The organism is Roseibium sp. LAB1, assembly GCF_054658235.1.
In genome coordinates, this window is the sequence record NZ_BAAGIB010000001.1 from 617643 (window position 1) to 635096 (window position 17454).

The window sequence follows — 17454 nt, forward strand, 5'->3', positions numbered from 1 at the left end:
GCGCGGATCAGGTTTCCAGCCACCAGCCATCCCGGCGCAAGGCGCGGGGCAAGGCAAGATCCAGTTCACCAGACACATCGTCCCTGCCACGGGACCGACAGGCTCGTGCCCTGTCACGCAACTTGCGGAAGCTTTTTGCCAGGCGATGCCGAAACCGGGCGGCCACAGCCAGGAAAACCAACATCAGGCCGAACAGGCTTTCCGGCTCCGGTGCCGAACTGCCGGACAGGTTCAGCGACGGATAGGCATTGGTGGAAACGCCTGCCACCTGCGGCAGGGGCACATTTCGGTGGGACGTCGCCCCCGGTGCGCCATTCACCACCTTTTCGGATACGGCCACAAAGGACGTGAACCGGGTCTGGAGCGAATAGGTCAGCCCCAGGTCGACGATTTCCTGCTGCAGTTGCTTGTCGGTGCTGCCGCCGATCGTATAGGCGCGTTCCTTGTCGAAGATCTGCTCGCGTGCCCAGATCAGCGGCAATGCCCTGCTGGAAACCGCACTGCCGTCGACAGAGGACTTCAGGTCGATTTCAAGTGGCAATCTGGCGGCATGCCCATTGACGAGGCCATTGATGAAGATCGTGTGCCTTCCACCGGAAGTGTAACGCCCCATCACGCGCACCGATCCGCCTTCGAACAGGTCGGGGATCCGGGCCGGGCTCTGGCCCTCGACCTTGAGCCCGTTCCAGTCGATGGAGATATCGGTCAGGAGCGGCGTCTTCAGCTTTGCGGCAAGACTTTCCGCAGCTTCACCGGCGTCTTCTCCCAAAGCGACATAGCGGGCATAGCCCCGGCCCTCGGTCGCCATCGCATCCAGCAGGAACCGGTTGACCGAATTGCCGACACCGAAGGCGTAGATGCGGGCCTTGCCGATGCGGTTCGCGACACTTGAGATAACGGTTGCCTCATCGCCGATATAGCCGTCGGTCAGGAAGACAACGATACGGGTGGTGTTGTCCGGCTGCACCTGATCGAAGGCGGTGTTGACGGCCCGGTTGATCTCCGTTCCACCGCCAGCCTCAAGAGAAGACACGAACTTCAAGGCCTGCCGCTTGTTCCGCTCGGTTGCCAGCACTGCATCTCCGGCAAATTGGGAGGTGTTGTTGGAAAAGCGAAGGATGCGGAAATAGTCGTCCGGGCGCAAAGCCTTGATCGCTGCCGTCATGAAGGTCTTGCTGGCTTCGATTGGCTGCCCGGTCATGGATCCGGACGTATCCAACACGAAGACAAGCTCGCGCTGGCCGATCATGTCTTCAGCCGGAAGTTTCGGCGGCTCGATTAGCAGCGAGAAATAGCCACCACCATCGGCTTCGTATCGGGACAAGACGCCGGCAGCGACATCGCTTTGTGCGGCAAGCTCATAACGCAGCACGAAATCCCGGTTGTCGATGGCCCTGCCGGACTTGAAGCGGACTGTCTGCATGTCCCCCTGGCTGGAAACCTCCAGCGCATGGGTATCGCTCGACAGTCTCGAAACAGGCATCGGCGCCTTCAGCGCAAGCTCCAGAGACACGCGCCTGGGATCGATTTCCTTCGGTGCGTTCTGCCCGATGACTTCGGGATAGGCCGGAAGCTTGTCGATCTGCCAGCCGGAGACCGTCTCGCTGCGCTTGAACGCGGCCGGTTTTGCAGAGTCTGACACATCACCCGCAATTTGAGGGTCTCCATATCCGGGACCATCATCCTCCGGTGCAGACTTGTCAGTGTAGTTTTGCGACACCTGCATGGGGGACTGTGCTCCCTGCCCCTCATATCGAGGCCCGACCACCATCGGCATCACCAGTTCATAGGCGCCGTCGATCTTGGGAACGGTCTGGGCGTATTCCAGCGTCACCTTCACCGGGCGGCCGGGCATAAGATGGGCAATGTCCTGGGTGAACATGTTCGGCCGGTGCTGGGTCAACAAGGCAGCGGCCTTGCCCTCCCGTTTCGCCTTCTCGAAGGTGGCCTTGGCGTCCTCCTTCTTCTTCACCCGGGCCACGATGGTCTCACCGTCGAGATCCATGCGCATGGCGTGGATGGCGGCTTTCTGGTTCAGCGGAAACAGGTAGGTCGCGTTCAGCGGCAGCTTGGTCGGGTTCAGGAAGGTTTGCGTCAGCTCAACGTGGGCGACATCGCCATCAACCTCGACCCTGTAATCGGCCTTCAGCAGAGGCAGGTGGATCTCCTTGCCGCCTGAAGTGGCGACCACGGTGCCGGACAGATCATCGAGATCAGGCTCAGCAGCAGCGGGTAGCGCCGAAAGCGTGCTGAAAACAGCGGCCAACGAGGCTGCCAGAGAGCTGACAGACACGTATTTGGACAGGAACGTCATATGCGATTCTCCTTTCGGTCGGGGGCAATGCCGGTCGTGCGGGTGTTAAGGTCGAGTGCGGCCCCGGCGGCGGCCTCGAAGGCGGCGCGTTGCGGTTCGTCCAGCGTCCATGGCGTGATCCGCTGAATGCTGGTCCAGGTGGTGCCGGGCCGCTTCAGCCACAGCCAGATCGCTTCGGCGATGTTGTGGGTCGACTGGCCGGTGCTGGAGATGAAGGTGACGGCAACCCGCCAGTCGCCTCCGGTTTCCGATCGGGCGCGGTAGAGCGCTGTCGGAACCGGTTCGAAACGGCTGCCGAGAAAGGTGACGTTGAAACCAAGCCCGCGCAAGCAATCGTCCGGGGCATGAAGGTGGCGCAGCGGCGAGGATGTGTGCACCAGCGTCAGCGCCATCGGGCCATAGCGCCGCTTCTGCGCGTGGCCGCCATATTGCTCGAAGTACTGCTCCTCGATGGGCAGCAGGGCTTGGTCTATCCCGACCTCGCCCGCCAGCGTCAAAGGCAGCGGCTGGGGCCGGGTGGAAGACGACACATCAAGGGCCTGCCTTGGCAGGCTGATGATGAAAAAGGCAAGGCTCAGGAACACCAGCGCGGACATGTTCCGCATGGGCCGCGACAGGACCGGCAAGGTGAAGAAAGCCCGGGTTCCCCTCGCCTCGGTAGGACGCGGCTTATAGAAGACCAGCACCGGCGCCATCGACAGGGCAAGCGTCAGATACCCGATGATGTCGTGCAGCGGCTGTGCCATGACATCGGCACCGAAGACGCTTCCTGGATAAGCTATTCCAACAGCGAGCAATGCAATGCGCAGGGAATTGCCGATGAGGCTCAGCCCCAGCGCAATGAAGACCCAGAGCGCCGCCGTCAGCAGGTTCGGCCGGTACAGCGCATTCAGGATGACCAGAAACGCCATGGCCAGCATCAGTCCGGATGTGCCCGAACAGGGCAGGTCCACCAGAACGTCCTTGCCGGCAAGTCCGATCCGGATGCCCGAGCAGGAGAGGTCTGAAAAGAAAAGGCCAAGGCCGCCGCAGGAGAGCTTTGCCGACAGTTCCTGAAGAGGATAGCCGAGCAACCTTTGCAGGATACGCTCAACCGGCAGCGTAAATAGAAACAGGACGGACAGCCACAATGGCGAGACGGCCCGCTGCCTCTCGCCTGTCCGAAACAGGGTCGCCAGCGCAAAGACATCAATTGCCAGCGCCAATCCGCCGATCACGTTGATCGCCAGAACCTGGCTCGCCAGCCGGATCAGCGCGGAAACCAGCAGAAGCAGAACGGCCATCTGCCTGTGGCCAATCGAGTTCTGCCGGACCGGGCTCGTCAAAGACCAGAGCGCCAAAGCCACCAGCGCGGCCAGGTAGAGCGCGCCGGTCGACGGATAGGACGGATCGGTCCAGGTGCCGATCAGCCAGCGCAACGGCTCATAGGCAAGGATCAGCGAGGCCAGGAGAAAGGCCAGAGAGGTTGGGGAAGATTTTGCCAGACGGGTCATGACACCTGTTGTGCCAAGTCCGCTTGCAGGCCCTTGTCAGCCTATGTGCAGATTTTGCGCATTTTGCCGGCTCCTACGCGGAAACGCCTCCCCCGGAGGCTTTGCCCCAGGAAACGATGACCGGTCGTTCCAGACCGTCCAGAGGCAAGATCCGGCAGTCGATACCGAAAATGGACGAGATGATCTCCTGCGTCAGAACTTCCGTCGTCGGCCCGTTGGCTGCAATCCGCCCCTGGTCGAACAGAACGACATGATCGGCATAGCGCATGGCCATGTTGAGATCGTGCAGGACGATGACGAAACTGCGGTTCTCCGAATGGCTCAGGTGTTTGACGAGATCCAGCAGTTCAAACGCATGTGCAATGTCCAGATGGTTGGTCGGCTCGTCCAGAAAGATGCGCGGAGCATCCTGCGCCAGTGTCATGGCAACCCAGGCACGTTGCAGCTGCCCGCCGGAGAGTTGCGCCAGCGCACGGTCTTTCAGATCCGCCATTTCGGTGATGTCCAGCGCCCGGTCGCACGCTGCCCTGTCCGCTGCCGATGGGCCACCAAACCGGCTTCGGTGGGCGAACCGTCCCATCAGCACCAGATCCCCGACGGACAGGTCCGACGGGGCGTCGGGCGACTGGGACAGCATGGCGACCTGGCGCGCAAGATCCTTCTGCGTCCACTCGCCAAGCGCCCTGCCCGCGATTTCCACCTTGCCGGCATCCGGCCGGTGCAGACCGCGCATCACCTTCAGCGCGGTCGACTTGCCGCTGCCGTTCGGGCCGCAAAATGCAATGATCCTGCCGTCGGGCAGATCGAGACAGACCTCGTTCAGCGCGGGTGCACCGTCATATGCGGCACTGACACGTTCGAGACTGGCCAGAGTGTCAGGCATGGGATTGCCGTCCTTTTACAAGCAGATAGAGAAACAGCGGAGCGCCGACGAGCGCGGTCAGGGCGCCTGCGGGCAGTTCCAGCGGCGGCGCGATGATCCGGGCCAGCGTGTCGGCTGCCAGCACCAGGAAACTCCCGGTCAGAGCCACGGAGGCCAGATATCCGAACCGGAACTGACCGTGGAAAATCCGCGCCACATGCGGTGCGACCAGACCTACGAAACCGATGGCTCCGACATGGGCCGTCGCCATGGCCGTGAGGAAAACGGCAACCGCCAGAAGGCACACCTGGGCCCTGTCCAGCGACAGCCCTGTCACCGCCGCGCTCTGCGGGTCCAGAACAAGCTGCCGAAAGGTGAGACGTTGCAGAAGCAAAACGGGAACGACTGCCAGAAGTCCGAGGCCCACCGCCATGACATCCTGCCAATGCGCCGCGCCGACGGAGCCCGTCAGCCAGGTCAGCGCCTGACTGGCCCGGTAGACTGGCCCCAGAATGATCAGCAGAGTGACCGCTGCCTTGGCGAGTGCGGCCAAGGCAATACCATACAGGATGATCTTCAACGGCTTGCTGCTGCCCCGGTCGAGCGAAGCCAGGGCAATCACCAGGGCCCCGAACAAGGCAGCCCCGGCAATGGCGGCCAAGGGCTGCCAGTGGATGGAAACGGTCAGATTGTTTGCCTGATCGGAAAACAGCCACAGGAACAGCACCACGCCGACCGCCGCACCGTCGGTGATGCCGAGAACCGAAGGCGAAGCCATCGGATTGCGCACGACCCTCTGCAGCAACGCGCCGGCAAGAGCAAGCGCGGCTCCCGCCAATATGGCAAGCGCAACGCGGGGCAACCGCAGTGTCCAGACAATCACCTCATCCATGCGGCTGCCCTGCCCGGCAAGGGCTGCCACGACGCGTTCGGGCGGCATGAAGCTTGAGCCGATGCCTGTTGCTGCCAGCGTCAAGGTGATGAGAAGCAGCATGACTGGCATCAACCGGGCCAGGGGAGAAACACCTGAGATCACGCTGCCAGCCCTTTTCTCCGGTGCAGCAGATGCACCAGCACCGGCACACCAACCAGCGCCAGAACAGCGCTCATCGGCGCTTCACCCGGCGCAACGATGATGCGGGCCAGAATATCGGCAAGAACCGCGATCAGGGCTCCGGTCAGAAGGGAAAGCACGATCAGTTGCCGTGTCGACGGCAGGGCGCCATCGGTCAGGCGGCGTGCCAGATGTGGCGCCACCAAACCCAGAAACAATACCGGCCCGGCCATGGCCACCGCACCGGCCGCAAGCAGGGCCGCAAGCCCAAGTGTCGACAATCGGACCACGCCAACATTGACACCGACTGACCGGGCACTGGCATCGTCGAGGCGCAGCACATCCAGTGGCGTTGCCAGAAGAAAGCTGCCCACGGTCCCGACGAGCAGCAGTGGCAACCCGAGTTGCAAAAGACCAAGTGGCCGGTCGGAGAAGCTGCCCGACAGCCAGAACAGCAGCGTCTCCAGCGCGCTTTCGTCGATCAGCAGCAAGGTCTGTGTGAAGGACGCCAGCAGGGCAGCGACGGTAAAGCCGGCGAGCAGCGTGGTTGCCGGATTGCCCGCTCCGCCAGTGGACGCGGAAATCGAAAACACCAGCGTGGTTGCTGTAATCGCTCCCAGCACCGCCGCTACGCCGATACCAGCCAGGCTCGAGACACCGAAGACCGTGACCCCGAAAGTCACGAACAGCGCAGCGCCCGCATTGACACCCAGCAGGCCGGGTTCGGCCAGCGGATTGCGCGTGACCGATTGCATCAGCAGGCCGGAGAGACCCAGCGAAGCCCCGCAAACGACACCGATTGCAGTCCTGGGAAGACGCAAGGTGGTCACGATCAGCGCGTCTGCGCCGTCGCCCCCTACAAGCGCGGAAAGGACCGTGTGAGGCGTATAGAAGGTCAATCCGGCATGCAGGCTGAAAAGGACAGCCGCGCACAGCGCCAGACACAGTGCAATCGCCGGCCGCCTCATGCGCCCTCTCCCCTCCGATTGACAAATCAACGGCCCGTCCATACACGGGTTTAATACTGGAGGCAAATATTCAACTTTTTGGAGTCATTCTAATGAAGATCTGGTCACGCCTGCTGTGCGCCCTGCCGCTGTGCGCGATGCTGGCATCAGCCCCTGCGATTGCTCGCGATGTCACCGACAGCATGGGCACCGTCACGGTTCCGGACGCCCCGAAACGGATTGTCGTCCTTACCAATGAAGGCACGGAAGCGCTTCTGGCACTGGGAGTGACGCCGGTGGGCGCGGCCAATTCCTGGAATGGCGATCCATGGTGGGACCATATTTCCGATGCCATGGACGGAGCGGAACCTGTCGGCAAGGAAAGCGCGGTGAATCTGGAACTGATCGCGGCTCTCGAACCCGACCTGATTCTGGCAAACAAGCAGCGGCACGAGGAAATCTATCCGCAGCTGACCGCAATCGCCCCGACCGTCATGTCCAAGGAGCTTCGTGGTGACTGGAAAATCAACTTCCGCCTCTATGCCGAAGCGCTCGGCAAGGAGCAGGAAGCGGATGCAGCCATCACCGATTACGATGCGTCTGTCGCAGACCTTCGGGTGAAACTTGGCGACCACCTCAACGAGGAAGTTTCCGTGATCCGTTTCGTGCCCGGCCAGATCCGCATCTATCAGCTCGACAGTTTCTCCGGCGTGCTCCTAAAAGACATCGGCTTTCACCGGCCGGCGAACCAGAATGTGGAAGAATTTGCCATCCGCACCGGCAAGGAGAGCATTCCGGATATGGACGGCGACCGGATCTTCTATTTCACCTATGACACGGGCGATGGAAAAGGCACGTCTCTGGAAAAAGAAGTGCTTGCCGATCCGCTGTGGCAGTCCCTTTCCGCGGTGAAATCCGGCAAGGTGCACCGGGTCAGCGATGCAATCTGGAACACCGCCGGTGGCATTCTGGCTGCCAAGCTGATGCTTCGGGACATTGCCGGCATTTACGGTCTCGACTAGAAAACAGTACGGCTTCCGCTCCAGCGAAAGCTGTTCCGACACAGGCGCCACCGTTCAATCAGGCCCACATGATGGTGTCCGACGCCGATGCTGCCTGCCGTGCCTGCGAGCGCCATGGAATGCGCATCGTCAAGCGCCTGCAGAACAAGGACTACGGCCTCTGAGACTTCGTCTTCGCCGATCCGGATGGCAACCGGATCGGCGTCGCTGAGGAAATCTGACCAGACCGACCTGCTATCTGGGCACCTGCTGATGGGCGGCGAATTCGCCCATCAGCTTCATGAAGTCTTCCGGCGGCGGAAAGCCTTCATAGCGATGACGCGCCGGTGTTTCGACCCACGGCAATTTGCTGGCGGTCATTGTTTCCATGAAAGGTTCGGTCCAGCGAAGGTCCTCAAGCAGAACCGATCGAACATTCACGATGTCGTCGTACGCCGGAATGCGTGTGAACATCCAGGTTTTGCAGTCCGGGCAGAAATAGTGATCCGCCTCTGGTCCCTGCAATCCTCCCTTCACAGGTGTTCCCTCCGTCACCTTGAAAGACGGTGCCGGCATGATCGCCGTCAGCGAATAGGCGCTCGAACTCATCTGCTGGCAGCCTCTGCAATGGCAGGCATTGGTGATCAACGGCGGTGCCGAAATCTCGAAGCTCGCATGACCACAACGGCATGTTCCCTTGAGTGAAAAATTCTGTTGTGACATGTCCAGCTCCTTCCAATTCGACTGGCCGCCCTTATGACGGCACCCGCAACTTGAAGAGGTTCGTCTCGCCTTTCAAGCGTCTTCTGAGGTGCTGCAATTGCTGACAAGCCTGGCGAGAACTGTCACGGCCACGAGGTAATCAGCCTCCGAAATTCCCTGCATGGCCCTTTCGCGAAAGGCTGTCTGGCGTTCCATCGCACATTTGTGGGCCTCCCGGCCCGTGGAGGTAAGCCGCCAGACGTCTCCTTCGGACCGAAGGTGGTTCTGATTTTCCAGGTCGGTCAGGACAAGGCGTAATTCGCCGTCGCCAATGATGGGTGAAAGGCTCTCCAGCAACTGGCCGAACGGCTTGCCCGTCCCGGTTTCCGCCAGCGTATTCACCACCTGCCACTCTCTGCGCCCGAGACCCAGATCCGATTGAATGGCCTCTATTGCCTCGGTAAGACATCTGTCGGCGGAGCGGATCCAATATCCGATCGGACGCTGCAGGGCTTTCGTTTCAAATGGGGTCGGCATGATATGCTCCCTCGACTTCGCAAACGCGAATGCGCGGCGGCTTTGCCGCCGCTGTCGGGGGTTCTTGCCTCACGGCACCGGCGCCGCCTGGCCGAACATGGCCTTCACGCGTGAAGGGACCGGGGCTTACCCGGGCAACAGGCCCAACCGGTCTTACCTTTTTCGACATGACCTGGGTACCCGCTCGACGTCCCCGGTGCAACACCGGGGCCGAAAGATGTTATTTGACACACAGGCGAATTGCCTGATCAGACCTTGGCCAGCAGTGGCAGAAGCGCCGGATGAATATTCGAACTTTCCTTGCGGATGAAGCGCAGAAGCGCCTTCTCGTTTTCGTGCAGAATGCCGTCGCGACCGATGCGATCCACCAGCCAGGTAGCTTCGTCTTCCGTCACAACTTCATTGGCAGAGATCTCTGCAAGCATCTCGTTTCCGCGTTCGGCAAACGGGTCCGGCCTGTCGTCATACGCATCGCGAATACCGCCGACACCACCACTGAACATGGTCTTGAAAAATCCGGCGAGCCCGCCTTCGAAACCGCCGGGCTGCTCCAGCCAGTTTTCACGTTCGAGCGCGACCTTGCGAGACGGCGGCGTGTAGCCGGACATCGCCATCATGTAATTGGCGACAGCCTTGGCAAAGAGCTCCGACCACGCCGGTGCGTTTTCCGATTCCACCGTTGCATCGTTCAGATCGAACAGCACTTCGGCTTCTGCCTTGGAAATGGCAATGCCGCGGCTACTGGCTCCCGCATAAAGCACACGGCGCAGCAACTCCACCTCGCCATCGGCAATGACCCCCGGCTTCAGCTCCGCGCCCGAGCGCGTCGGCCCCTTGCCTGATATGACGCTGTCCGCGACGGCCCGCAGGGCAAATTGTTCCAGACATTCCGGCGCATCGCGGGCTTTCTCCAGCACATGCAGCACCGCGTCCAGCTCCGTTTTGCCGCAGATGTGGCCGTCTGCCATGATCTGGCTGATCAGCCAGTTGGCCTTGTCCTCGGAAACATAGCCCTCGGGTTTTGCCTGGTGCACCAGAATGTCCAGGATGGCTTCGGGGAACAGTTCGTACCAGGTGTCATGGTAGCTAATGTTGGCATTGTTCAGCCGAAACAGAGCTTCGCCCTCTTCCAGCGACACCGCCATATCGCCGTAAACATAGCGGCGGACGTTGATGACATCGTCCTCACTGAGGTGTCCTGCCGCAATTCTGGTGGTCACGAATTCGTTCAATGTCGGCTTGGCCATCATGTCCCCCTTGAAAAATCGGGGTGACTATTGCCGGAAATTCTTGAAATTACGGTAAAACCAGATCGACAAAAAAGGGAGCCGCGAGGGACGGCTCCCTTTTCGTTTCCCATCCACGGGGTGGGTACCGCAGGGACGGGAGACAGCTCAGGCCGGGCGAACCGGCCGGAGTGTTTCAGGTGTTCCGCTCAAGATCAGCCGCGGTGGTGTCTACCCCACCCCTGACCCTGGCCATCACCATGGCCCCGGCCATCACCATGGCCGCGGCCCTTGCCCCAGCCGCCGCCTTGGCCATCGCCCCGATCCGGGCCGTGACCACCCTTCCGGCCACGTTTGAAATCAGCCTTGGTGATCACACCGTCATTGTTGCGGTCGGCACGCTCCAGCATGCGGTCCTGATGTTTGGTCTGCTCTTCGGCTGTGATCCCCAGGCTGCCGTCGGCATCGACACGCTGGAACATGTCGACGACACGATTCTCATTCATCGCAAGCCACAGCGGCCCGAATTGCTCGAGAGTGAAGGAGCCTTTGCCGTCGGTATCGGCCAGGGCGAACAATTCCGTGCGCTTGGCATCGAATTCCTCGCGGGTCACCTTGCCGTCAGTATCAATGTCGAACATGCCCAGGAACATGCCTCCCGGGCCACCATGACCGCCACGACCCATGTGGTGATCACGAGAACCGCCGCGCCATCCATGTTCACCACGGCCGCCACGCTCACCACGCTCGCGTCGTTCCGCTCTTTCGCCCCGCGGGCCGCGATCATCGTCTTCATCATCATCCGCGACAGGACCACGCGGTCCACGAACACGCTCAACGGTACCGTTGCCGTCACGGTCCAGCATGTTGAACATGCGGTTGGCCAGAAAATCCGCTTCTTCCTGGGTTACCGTTCCATCGCCATCGCGGTCGAGGAACTGAAACGCCCTGACCATGCGCTCGTTGGAGCGGGTGAGAAATTCGGCCTTGAATTCCTCCAGGCTGATCTCGCCATTACCGTCTGTATCGGCCGTCGCGAACTCCTGCGTCCGGACTTCCTCGATTTCAGCCTTGGTGATGACGCCGTCTTCATTGACGTCGAAACGTTCGAACAGGCGCTCGGCGCGTTCCTTGCCGCCACGCATGCCGTGCCCCCGGCCAAAGCCGTGCCCCGGGCCGCCGCGGCCATCCATGAACGCAAGACGCGGTCCGTCATTTTGCTGAACTTGTTGCCCCCCGTCCTGGTTTGCAGTCGCGTTCTGGGCGGAAGCGGACAGGCCGGCCGTCAGCGCGGTTCCCGCGACGCTCGCAGCCAGGGCGGCAATTGCAATCTTCTTGAACGGTTTCATTCCAACAACTCCTTGGTTCGTTGATGAGCTGAAGGTAGGAAGCAATTGTCGCAGGAATACCGCACGAATAGGCTCGAAGTGTCGCCATGTGTCCCGAATGGGCTTTACGACACACTTTGTTACAAGTTCCGGTCGCACGAGAGCGTTCCGGAGACTATTTTTACCGTAGAAACAGAAGGATCACAGCGCCCGCCCGGTTTGACGACTGTCCCGGCCGGCCAGATTGGAGAGACACTTGAGCGATCCGAGCCCGCATATCCTGGTGGTGGACGATCACCGCGACATCCGCGAAACCCTGGCGCGTTACCTCGTCAAGAACGGCCTGCGCGCAACCGTGGCGGAAAATGCCGCACAGGCCCGCAAGACCCTGAAAGCGGCGTCCATCGATCTTGTGGTGCTGGATATCATGATGCCGGGCGAGGACGGACTGTCCCTGTGCCGTCATCTGGTGGAAACCGGCTCCATGCCCGTGATCCTGCTGACCGCGATGGCAGACGACACAGACCGGGTGATCGGTCTGGAAATCGGTGCCGACGATTATGTTACAAAGCCCTTCAATCCCCGCGAACTGCTTGCGCGCATTCGCGCGGTTCTGCGCCGTACATCGCTTGTGCCGAAGGAACGCGATCCGATCGAGCACGACAGGCTTCTCTTCGACGGCTGGTCGCTGAATGTCTCCCGCCGCGAACTGCTGGATCCCGAAGGCACGTCGGTGGCCCTTTCGAGCGGCGAATTCCAGCTTCTGTGCGCTTTTCTGAAACGCCCGAAGATGGTGCTCAACCGCGACCAGCTGATGGACCTCACCACCGGCAGAACCCCCGCCGTTTTCGACAGGTCCATCGACAACCAGGTGTCCCGTCTGCGCCGCAAGATCGAGATTGACCCGAAGGACCCCAAGCTGATCAAGACCGTCTGGGGGGGGGGCTACATGTTCACCGCCGAAGTGAAAGACACGGCCGAATGACCACACGTCCGGCAGCTCGCCCGCTCCTGTCCCGTCTTTGGCCGAGTACCCTCGCCTCGCAGTTGATCGTCCTGTTGCTTGCGGCGATCGTCGCCGCGCAGGCCTTCAGCATCTGGATCTTTCAGGACGAACGCCGCATTGCGCTCGTGGCCGCGGCCCGCGACAACCTCTTGTCGCGCGCGGTCTCCCTGGCAGAGCTGATGGAAGACACGCCCGCGAACCTGCAGGACCGGATCCTGGTAGCAAGCAGCAGCCGGTTTGCCGTGTTCTGGCTTGGCGACACGCCACTGGCGCCGGCCCCGGGCAACTCGCGTTTCGAAAAGCGCCTGCAAGACTACATGGCCGACCAGCTGGAACACGGTCAGACCGTGCATCTCAATATCCTCGCCGACGAACGACGCGGACCGCGCGGCCGCGAGGCGCATGATGATGACGACCCGCCGAGATGGCGAGATGTGCCCCGGCACGAACGCCCGTCGAACCTGCGCAAGATCATGAACAAGCCGGAAGACCTGTCCCTGTCTATCCGGATGAGCGACGGACGCTGGTTGAATGTCGCCACCAGTTACCGCCCGCCCGCCGGGGCTTTTGTGCCCCTGATCGTGCAACTGTCGATCACGGCATTGCTGATGGTGCTGATTATCGGCTTTGCCGTCCGCCGCGTGACCCGCCCGCTGAAAGAGCTGTCCGTGGCTGCCGAAAAATTCGGCCGCGGTGAGCAGCAGCAACCACTGACCCAGAGTGGTCCGAGCGAAGTCCGCTCCCTGACGAGCGCCTTCAACGACATGCAGGATCGTCTCACCCGGTTTGTCAGGGACCGGACCCGGATGCTCGCAGCCATCAGTCACGACCTCAGAACCCCGATCACTTCGTTGCGCCTGCGCGCCGAGTTCATCGAGGATGAAGAGAACCGCGAAAAGATGATTGAAACCCTGGAAGAAATGGCTGCGATGACGGAAGCCACGCTGCGTTTCGCAAAGGACGATGCACAAGCGGAAACCGCGGAAAACGCCGATCTTGGTGCGATTTTGGAGGCGCTTGCGGGTGATCAGCAGGACCTTGGCCACAAGTGCACCGTGGAAACGGAGGAACGCATAGTGCTGCCCTGCCGCCCTGTTGCTCTCAAGCGTGCCTTGAGGAACCTGATCGAAAACGGCATCCGGTACGGCGACGGGGTTTCCGTTCACGCGGCCAGATCCGCCGGAGAAGCAATCATCCGCATCACGGACAAGGGACCCGGCATTCCCGAGGACAAGTTGAAGGACGTCTTCGAACCGTTTGTAAGGCTTGAAGAATCCCGCAGTGAAGAAACCGGCGGCATTGGTCTGGGGCTTGCGATCACCCGGTCGATCATCCATGCCCACGGTGGCCGGATCGAGCTGAAGAACCGTCCGGAAGGCGGCCTTCAGGCGGATGTCAGATTACCGCTTGGAGCCGGCAAATAGGCCGTTTCACAGACCACGCGGCACGAGCGTCCCCGAAATCAGATGCGAAAGCACGGAAGGCACGGGTGGAATGCGGCTGAGCGGAAACAGCACATTGTCACGCACGAAAGGCAGCAAACGGCTGTTGCTTTGATAGGCTGGCGTGAACATCGCACTGAACGCCTGATAGACACCCACATGCCATCGTCTGGCCCTGCCATAGGCAGGCAAGGCCTGGTCAAGCGGCAAGGTTTCCAAAGCCTTTGCCAGAGCTGCCGCATCCAGAAGTGCCATGTTGGCCCCCTGTCCGAGCTGCGGACTTGCCCGGTGGGCGGCGTCGCCGACAAAGGCAATCCGTTCACCCCAGGGCTGCCGCAGGGTGCCATGGCTGTAGCGTGCCAAGGTCATTTGCTCCGGATCCGTTATCTGATCCAGGAACGGGCCGGCATCGGGCCAGACAGACAAGGCCTCGTCCTTCCAGGCAGCCAGCCCGCCTTTCAGCCAATCGTCATAGGCATCCTGGCGAAGTGACCAGAAAAACGCCGCCTTCCGCCGGTCCTGTCCCGGCATAAGCCCAACGGGCAACACCCCGATCATGCAGTCGGCCCTGCGATAGCGCTGGGACAGGTGGTCCTCCGGCAGGCTGACGGGCACCCAGTCGACGGTTCCCCAGATTGCCCCGAACGGCAACGCACGGGCCTTCAGCGGCGAGAGCACGGAATTAGCGCCGGAGGCATCGACAATCAGGTCGAAGGGCTCGGAAAGGCTGCCATCGCCGAAGCGGAGTTTGCCGTCTTCATGACCGGTTACGCGGCAATCCGTATGCCAGTAGAGCGCCCGTGTCAGAACCTTTTCGTAAAGCGCGGAAAACAGAGCAGCCCTGTGGATGCCGAGACCCGGCACCGCACCATAGTCGACATCAAGCACCCGCCTGCCAGTCTGCGCAGACCTGCCAAGTACGCGCCTGACCGGCGTTGCGTGTTTCAGGACAGCGTCCGCAACACCGGCCATCTGCAGAACTTCCAGTCCGACAGGCTGAATCATCAAGCCGGACCCGATGGGAACAGGTTTGCGGAACTGTTCGAATATTGAAATCCGGTGACCAAGACGCTCCAGAAGAATGGCTGTCGCCAGTCCTCCTATCCCGGCCCCGACTATGGCTATGTTCATCGGGCAATCACTTCATGAATAGAAGTTCCTTTTGACCAGAGTCTGCCAGCAAGCACAACATATCTGCAACAGACAACGACCAATCACGCGCGCAGCAACTTTGCCACTCTGCCGTGCACGGCTCCGATGCTAGAGCACATACGCTGAATGTTGCATCAATTGCCCGACAATCAGCGTCTGTGCTTGAGTTTCCGTTTGTTCTCGTTCTCTCGCGGCCCGTAGTTTCGGAGTTCCATCATGAAGCCCTTCGACACCGACACATTCGGCGAATTGAACGCCCATGACTATGATGAGCGGAACGATCCGGGAACCACAGCACAGAGCGTTGCCCTGATCCGCGAGCTGGCCGGAACTGGCAGGGTTCTGGAACTGGCCATCGGCACAGGCCGCATGGCAATCCCGCTAGCCGAAGCCGGGATTGATATTTCCGGTATCGAAGGCTCACCGCTGATGGTGGAAAGGTTGCGGCAGAAACCGGGAGGCATGGAAATTCCCGTCATGATCGGCGATATGGCCGACGTCGGCATTGATGGTACTTTTGACCTCGTGTTCCTGGTGTTCAATACACTGTTCAATCTTCAGACACAGGACGCACAGGTCCGATGTTTTGAAAATGTCGCTAAGCGCCTTGCACCCGGTGGCACCTTTCTGGTGGAAGCGTTCGTGCCGGATTTCGGCACTTTTCAAAACGGTCAGCGTGTCGGTATCCGGCAAATGGACCGCGACAAGGTCTGGCTGGATGCCACCTTGCATGATCCAGTGGCCCAGATGCTTGAGTTCCAGCGCGTTCTGCTGTCAGAGGAAGGCATGCGGCTGGTGCCGCTTCGCCTGCGTTACGCCTGGCCGTCGGAACTTGACCTGATGGCGCGTCTCGCCGGTCTGCAACTGGTGGAAAGGTGGGGCAGCTGGACACGATCTCCGTTTCAGCCGGACAGCAAGATGCATGTCTCACTATACCGCAAGAAGAATTGAATCGCGCTTGCCGGTCTATCTCCGCGCCTGAAGGCCGCCGGCATAGGTGGTCTCATCAACCGGTTCCAGCCACTCCGCTGTTGTCCCGTCCTGTGCCTCCTGAATGGCCAAATGGACGAGTGAGGTGTTCGGCCCCGCACCATGCCAATGTTTGACGCCAGGTGGAATCCAGATGACGTCACCCGGCAGGATCGACAGTTTTTCCTGCCCCCAAAGATGCACGAAGCCCGCCCCTTCCAGCACCTGAAGGGTCTGTCCCAGTGGATGGGTATGCCAATTGGTGCGCGCGCCGGGTTCAAAAGTAACTCTCAGGGCGTTCACGCGCGCGGGTGCGGGAGCCTCGATCACCGGATCCTGCCAGACCGTTCCGGTGAAATAATCCGGGTTTGCACGTCTGGACGGCCGGGATCCGGCCTCAAATACGGTCAGGACACTCATGACACCTCCTCGCAAGTTTCTACCACCATGCGCGGATTGAGCTGCCCGGAGCCCGCCGGCCGGATGCCTTGTTATTTTGTGGCAGGCGCTGGTGCCGAAACGTCTTGCCGTTTCACCGCACGCGGCCAGTTGATCAGAACAACCCCGAAAATGGCAAGGCATATTCCGGCAAAGGTTTCCAGGTCGAGCGTCTCCGACAGGAACACCACACCTAGAAAGACCCCGACACCGGAGCGCAGATAGGCCTGGCTGGCCGTTCCCATGGCCCCAAGGGTCGACAACAGACGGAAATAGATCAGGAATGCCAGCGCGGTGCAGGCAATCGACAGCATCAACGCCGCGATGATGCCCGTTGCGTCCGGCGTCAACTGCCAGGGGTGGTCGACGATGAGACTGGCCGGGACCAGAACCACAGACGCGCAGATGAGCGTTCCTGCCGCCGGCACGATGGGCGGCAGACCGGCAAAGACGCGGCCACGCAGGGCGGCGATTCCGTAAAGTGCCGCTCCGAACAAGACGACGAGCTGCGGAACCAGGTTCCTGCCGATATCCTCCAGCGCACCGACACCCACGATCAGTACGATGCCGGCAAATCCGAACAGGGCACCGGTCAACTGACGGGTTCCGGGCCTTTCGCCCTGGTTCAAAAGCAGAAAGGAAAAGGCAAAGACCCAGAGTGGCGAGGTTGAATTCAGCACGCTGGAAACGGCCGTTCCGGCATATTGCTGCCCCCAGGCCAGCATCATCCATGGCCCCGTGCTGTTGACCAGCGACTGAATGAAGAACTGCTTCCAGTTGCGCATGTCGAGTGGCATGCGAATGCCCCTGACAACCATGATGGCCAGCAACGCAACTGCCGCAAGAGACACCCGAATGGCAATCAGTGTCGCCGGGGGAAAGGACGGCAGCGCCAGGCTGATCCACATGTAGGACGAGCCCCACAGCAGCGCGAGCACGCCCAGCAGCGCCAGTTCGATCGATCTGTTGTGCATGGTCGCTTG

General features: G+C 60.9%; 16 protein-coding genes and 1 pseudogene. 5 read left to right on the forward strand and 12 right to left on the reverse strand.

Annotated elements, in window-relative coordinates; translation table 11 throughout:
• Positions 1 to 7: 7 nt before the first annotated feature.
• From ACYQ54_RS02965 to ACYQ54_RS02985, 5 genes are all read right to left on the reverse strand, one after another.
• Complete coding sequence (locus tag ACYQ54_RS02965; protein ID WP_460079173.1) at positions 8 to 2314, reverse strand: VIT and vWA domain-containing protein; 2307 nt, start codon at positions 2312 to 2314, stop codon at positions 8 to 10.
• Positions 2311 to 3807 (reverse strand): exosortase T, encoded by a 1497-nt coding sequence (gene xrtT, locus ACYQ54_RS02970; RefSeq protein ID WP_460079176.1) that lies wholly within the window; start codon positions 3805 to 3807, stop codon positions 2311 to 2313. Before xrtT ends, ACYQ54_RS02965 begins: the two co-directional genes overlap by 4 nt.
• 73 nt (positions 3808 to 3880) lie before the next feature.
• Positions 3881 to 4690: an ABC transporter ATP-binding protein gene (locus ACYQ54_RS02975; RefSeq protein ID WP_460079179.1), complete on the reverse strand. Its 810-nt coding sequence runs from the start codon at positions 4688 to 4690 to the stop codon at positions 3881 to 3883.
• A complete protein-coding gene (locus ACYQ54_RS02980) occupies positions 4683 to 5663 on the reverse strand; it encodes a FecCD family ABC transporter permease (protein WP_460079182.1) in 981 nt (326 codons plus the stop codon). Before ACYQ54_RS02980 ends, ACYQ54_RS02975 begins: the two co-directional genes overlap by 8 nt.
• A gap of 38 nt (positions 5664 to 5701) precedes the next feature.
• Positions 5702 to 6691: a FecCD family ABC transporter permease gene (locus tag ACYQ54_RS02985; RefSeq protein WP_460079184.1), complete on the reverse strand. Its 990-nt coding sequence runs from the start codon at positions 6689 to 6691 to the stop codon at positions 5702 to 5704.
• A 92-nt stretch (positions 6692 to 6783) separates the two neighbouring features.
• Here ACYQ54_RS02985 and ACYQ54_RS02990 point away from each other — a divergent pair, with 92 nt between their 5' ends.
• A complete protein-coding gene (locus ACYQ54_RS02990) occupies positions 6784 to 7692 on the forward strand; it encodes an ABC transporter substrate-binding protein (RefSeq protein WP_460079187.1) in 909 nt (302 codons plus the stop codon).
• A gap of 50 nt (positions 7693 to 7742) precedes the next feature.
• Positions 7743 to 7856 (forward strand): annotated as a pseudogene (locus tag ACYQ54_RS02995) (VOC family protein); the annotation flags it as partial.
• A 70-nt stretch (positions 7857 to 7926) separates the two neighbouring features.
• On the opposite strand, the gene ACYQ54_RS03000 reads toward ACYQ54_RS02995, so the two are convergent.
• From ACYQ54_RS03000 to ACYQ54_RS03015, 4 genes are all read right to left on the reverse strand, one after another.
• Positions 7927 to 8394, reverse strand: coding sequence for a GFA family protein (locus ACYQ54_RS03000; RefSeq protein WP_460079189.1), 468 nt, complete (start codon positions 8392 to 8394; stop codon positions 7927 to 7929).
• A 72-nt stretch (positions 8395 to 8466) separates the two neighbouring features.
• Positions 8467 to 8910 carry a hypothetical protein gene (locus tag ACYQ54_RS03005; RefSeq protein ID WP_460079192.1) on the reverse strand — a complete coding sequence of 148 codons (444 nt, stop codon included), beginning with the start codon at positions 8908 to 8910 and terminating at the stop codon, positions 8467 to 8469.
• 248 nt (positions 8911 to 9158) lie between these two features.
• Positions 9159 to 10157, reverse strand: coding sequence for a hypothetical protein (locus ACYQ54_RS03010; protein WP_460079195.1), 999 nt, complete (start codon positions 10155 to 10157; stop codon positions 9159 to 9161).
• A 194-nt stretch (positions 10158 to 10351) separates the two neighbouring features.
• Positions 10352 to 11485: an EF-hand domain-containing protein gene (locus ACYQ54_RS03015; protein WP_460079198.1), complete on the reverse strand. Its 1134-nt coding sequence runs from the start codon at positions 11483 to 11485 to the stop codon at positions 10352 to 10354.
• Between the two features lie 235 nt (positions 11486 to 11720).
• Between ACYQ54_RS03015 and ACYQ54_RS03020 the strand changes: the two genes are divergently transcribed.
• Together ACYQ54_RS03020 and ACYQ54_RS03025 are read left to right on the forward strand one after the other, a co-directional pair.
• A complete protein-coding gene (locus tag ACYQ54_RS03020) occupies positions 11721 to 12449 on the forward strand; it encodes a response regulator (RefSeq protein WP_460079199.1) in 729 nt (242 codons plus the stop codon).
• Positions 12446 to 13894, forward strand: a complete 1449-nt coding sequence (locus tag ACYQ54_RS03025; protein WP_460079202.1) for an ATP-binding protein — start codon at positions 12446 to 12448, stop codon at positions 13892 to 13894. Before ACYQ54_RS03020 ends, ACYQ54_RS03025 begins: the two co-directional genes overlap by 4 nt.
• A gap of 6 nt (positions 13895 to 13900) precedes the next feature.
• Here ACYQ54_RS03025 and ACYQ54_RS03030 read toward each other — a convergent pair whose 3' ends face one another.
• Positions 13901 to 15043, reverse strand: coding sequence for an FAD-dependent oxidoreductase (locus tag ACYQ54_RS03030; RefSeq protein ID WP_460079204.1), 1143 nt, complete (start codon positions 15041 to 15043; stop codon positions 13901 to 13903).
• Positions 15044 to 15280: 237 nt separating this feature from the next.
• On the opposite strand from ACYQ54_RS03030, the gene ACYQ54_RS03035 reads away from it, so the two are divergent.
• Positions 15281 to 16015: a class I SAM-dependent methyltransferase gene (locus ACYQ54_RS03035; protein WP_460079207.1), complete on the forward strand. Its 735-nt coding sequence runs from the start codon at positions 15281 to 15283 to the stop codon at positions 16013 to 16015.
• Positions 16016 to 16030: 15 nt separating this feature from the next.
• Here the strand turns inward: ACYQ54_RS03035 and ACYQ54_RS03040 are convergent, their stop codons facing one another.
• Both ACYQ54_RS03040 and ACYQ54_RS03045 read right to left on the reverse strand, forming a co-directional pair.
• Positions 16031 to 16444 carry a (R)-mandelonitrile lyase gene (locus ACYQ54_RS03040; protein ID WP_460081657.1) on the reverse strand — a complete coding sequence of 138 codons (414 nt, stop codon included), beginning with the start codon at positions 16442 to 16444 and terminating at the stop codon, positions 16031 to 16033.
• 80 nt (positions 16445 to 16524) lie between these two features.
• Positions 16525 to 17445: a DMT family transporter gene (locus tag ACYQ54_RS03045; protein ID WP_460079209.1), complete on the reverse strand. Its 921-nt coding sequence runs from the start codon at positions 17443 to 17445 to the stop codon at positions 16525 to 16527.
• Positions 17446 to 17454 lie beyond the last annotated feature (9 nt).

Bases quoted from the DNA above. Each gene is read 5' to 3' on its own strand.
- ACYQ54_RS02965 (WP_460079173.1), bottom strand. From the start codon at position 2,314: ATGACGTTCCTGTCCAAATACGTGTCTGTCAGCTCTCTGGCAGCCTCG.
- xrtT (WP_460079176.1), bottom strand. From the start codon at position 3,807: ATGACCCGTCTGGCAAAATCTTCCCCAACCTCTCTGGCCTTTCTCCTG.
- ACYQ54_RS02975 (WP_460079179.1), bottom strand. From the start codon at position 4,690: ATGCCTGACACTCTGGCCAGTCTCGAACGTGTCAGTGCCGCATATGAC.
- ACYQ54_RS02980 (WP_460079182.1), bottom strand. From the start codon at position 5,663: ATGCTGCTTCTCATCACCTTGACGCTGGCAGCAACAGGCATCGGCTCA.
- ACYQ54_RS02985 (WP_460079184.1), bottom strand. From the start codon at position 6,691: ATGAGGCGGCCGGCGATTGCACTGTGTCTGGCGCTGTGCGCGGCTGTC.
- ACYQ54_RS02990 (WP_460079187.1), top strand. From the start codon at position 6,784: ATGAAGATCTGGTCACGCCTGCTGTGCGCCCTGCCGCTGTGCGCGATG.
- ACYQ54_RS03000 (WP_460079189.1), bottom strand. From the start codon at position 8,394: ATGTCACAACAGAATTTTTCACTCAAGGGAACATGCCGTTGTGGTCAT.
- ACYQ54_RS03005 (WP_460079192.1), bottom strand. From the start codon at position 8,910: ATGCCGACCCCATTTGAAACGAAAGCCCTGCAGCGTCCGATCGGATAT.
- ACYQ54_RS03010 (WP_460079195.1), bottom strand. From the start codon at position 10,157: ATGGCCAAGCCGACATTGAACGAATTCGTGACCACCAGAATTGCGGCA.
- ACYQ54_RS03015 (WP_460079198.1), bottom strand. From the start codon at position 11,485: ATGAAACCGTTCAAGAAGATTGCAATTGCCGCCCTGGCTGCGAGCGTC.
- ACYQ54_RS03025 (WP_460079202.1), top strand. From the start codon at position 12,446: ATGACCACACGTCCGGCAGCTCGCCCGCTCCTGTCCCGTCTTTGGCCG.
- ACYQ54_RS03030 (WP_460079204.1), bottom strand. From the start codon at position 15,043: ATGAACATAGCCATAGTCGGGGCCGGGATAGGAGGACTGGCGACAGCC.
- ACYQ54_RS03035 (WP_460079207.1), top strand. From the start codon at position 15,281: ATGAAGCCCTTCGACACCGACACATTCGGCGAATTGAACGCCCATGAC.
- ACYQ54_RS03045 (WP_460079209.1), bottom strand. From the start codon at position 17,445: ATGCACAACAGATCGATCGAACTGGCGCTGCTGGGCGTGCTCGCGCTG.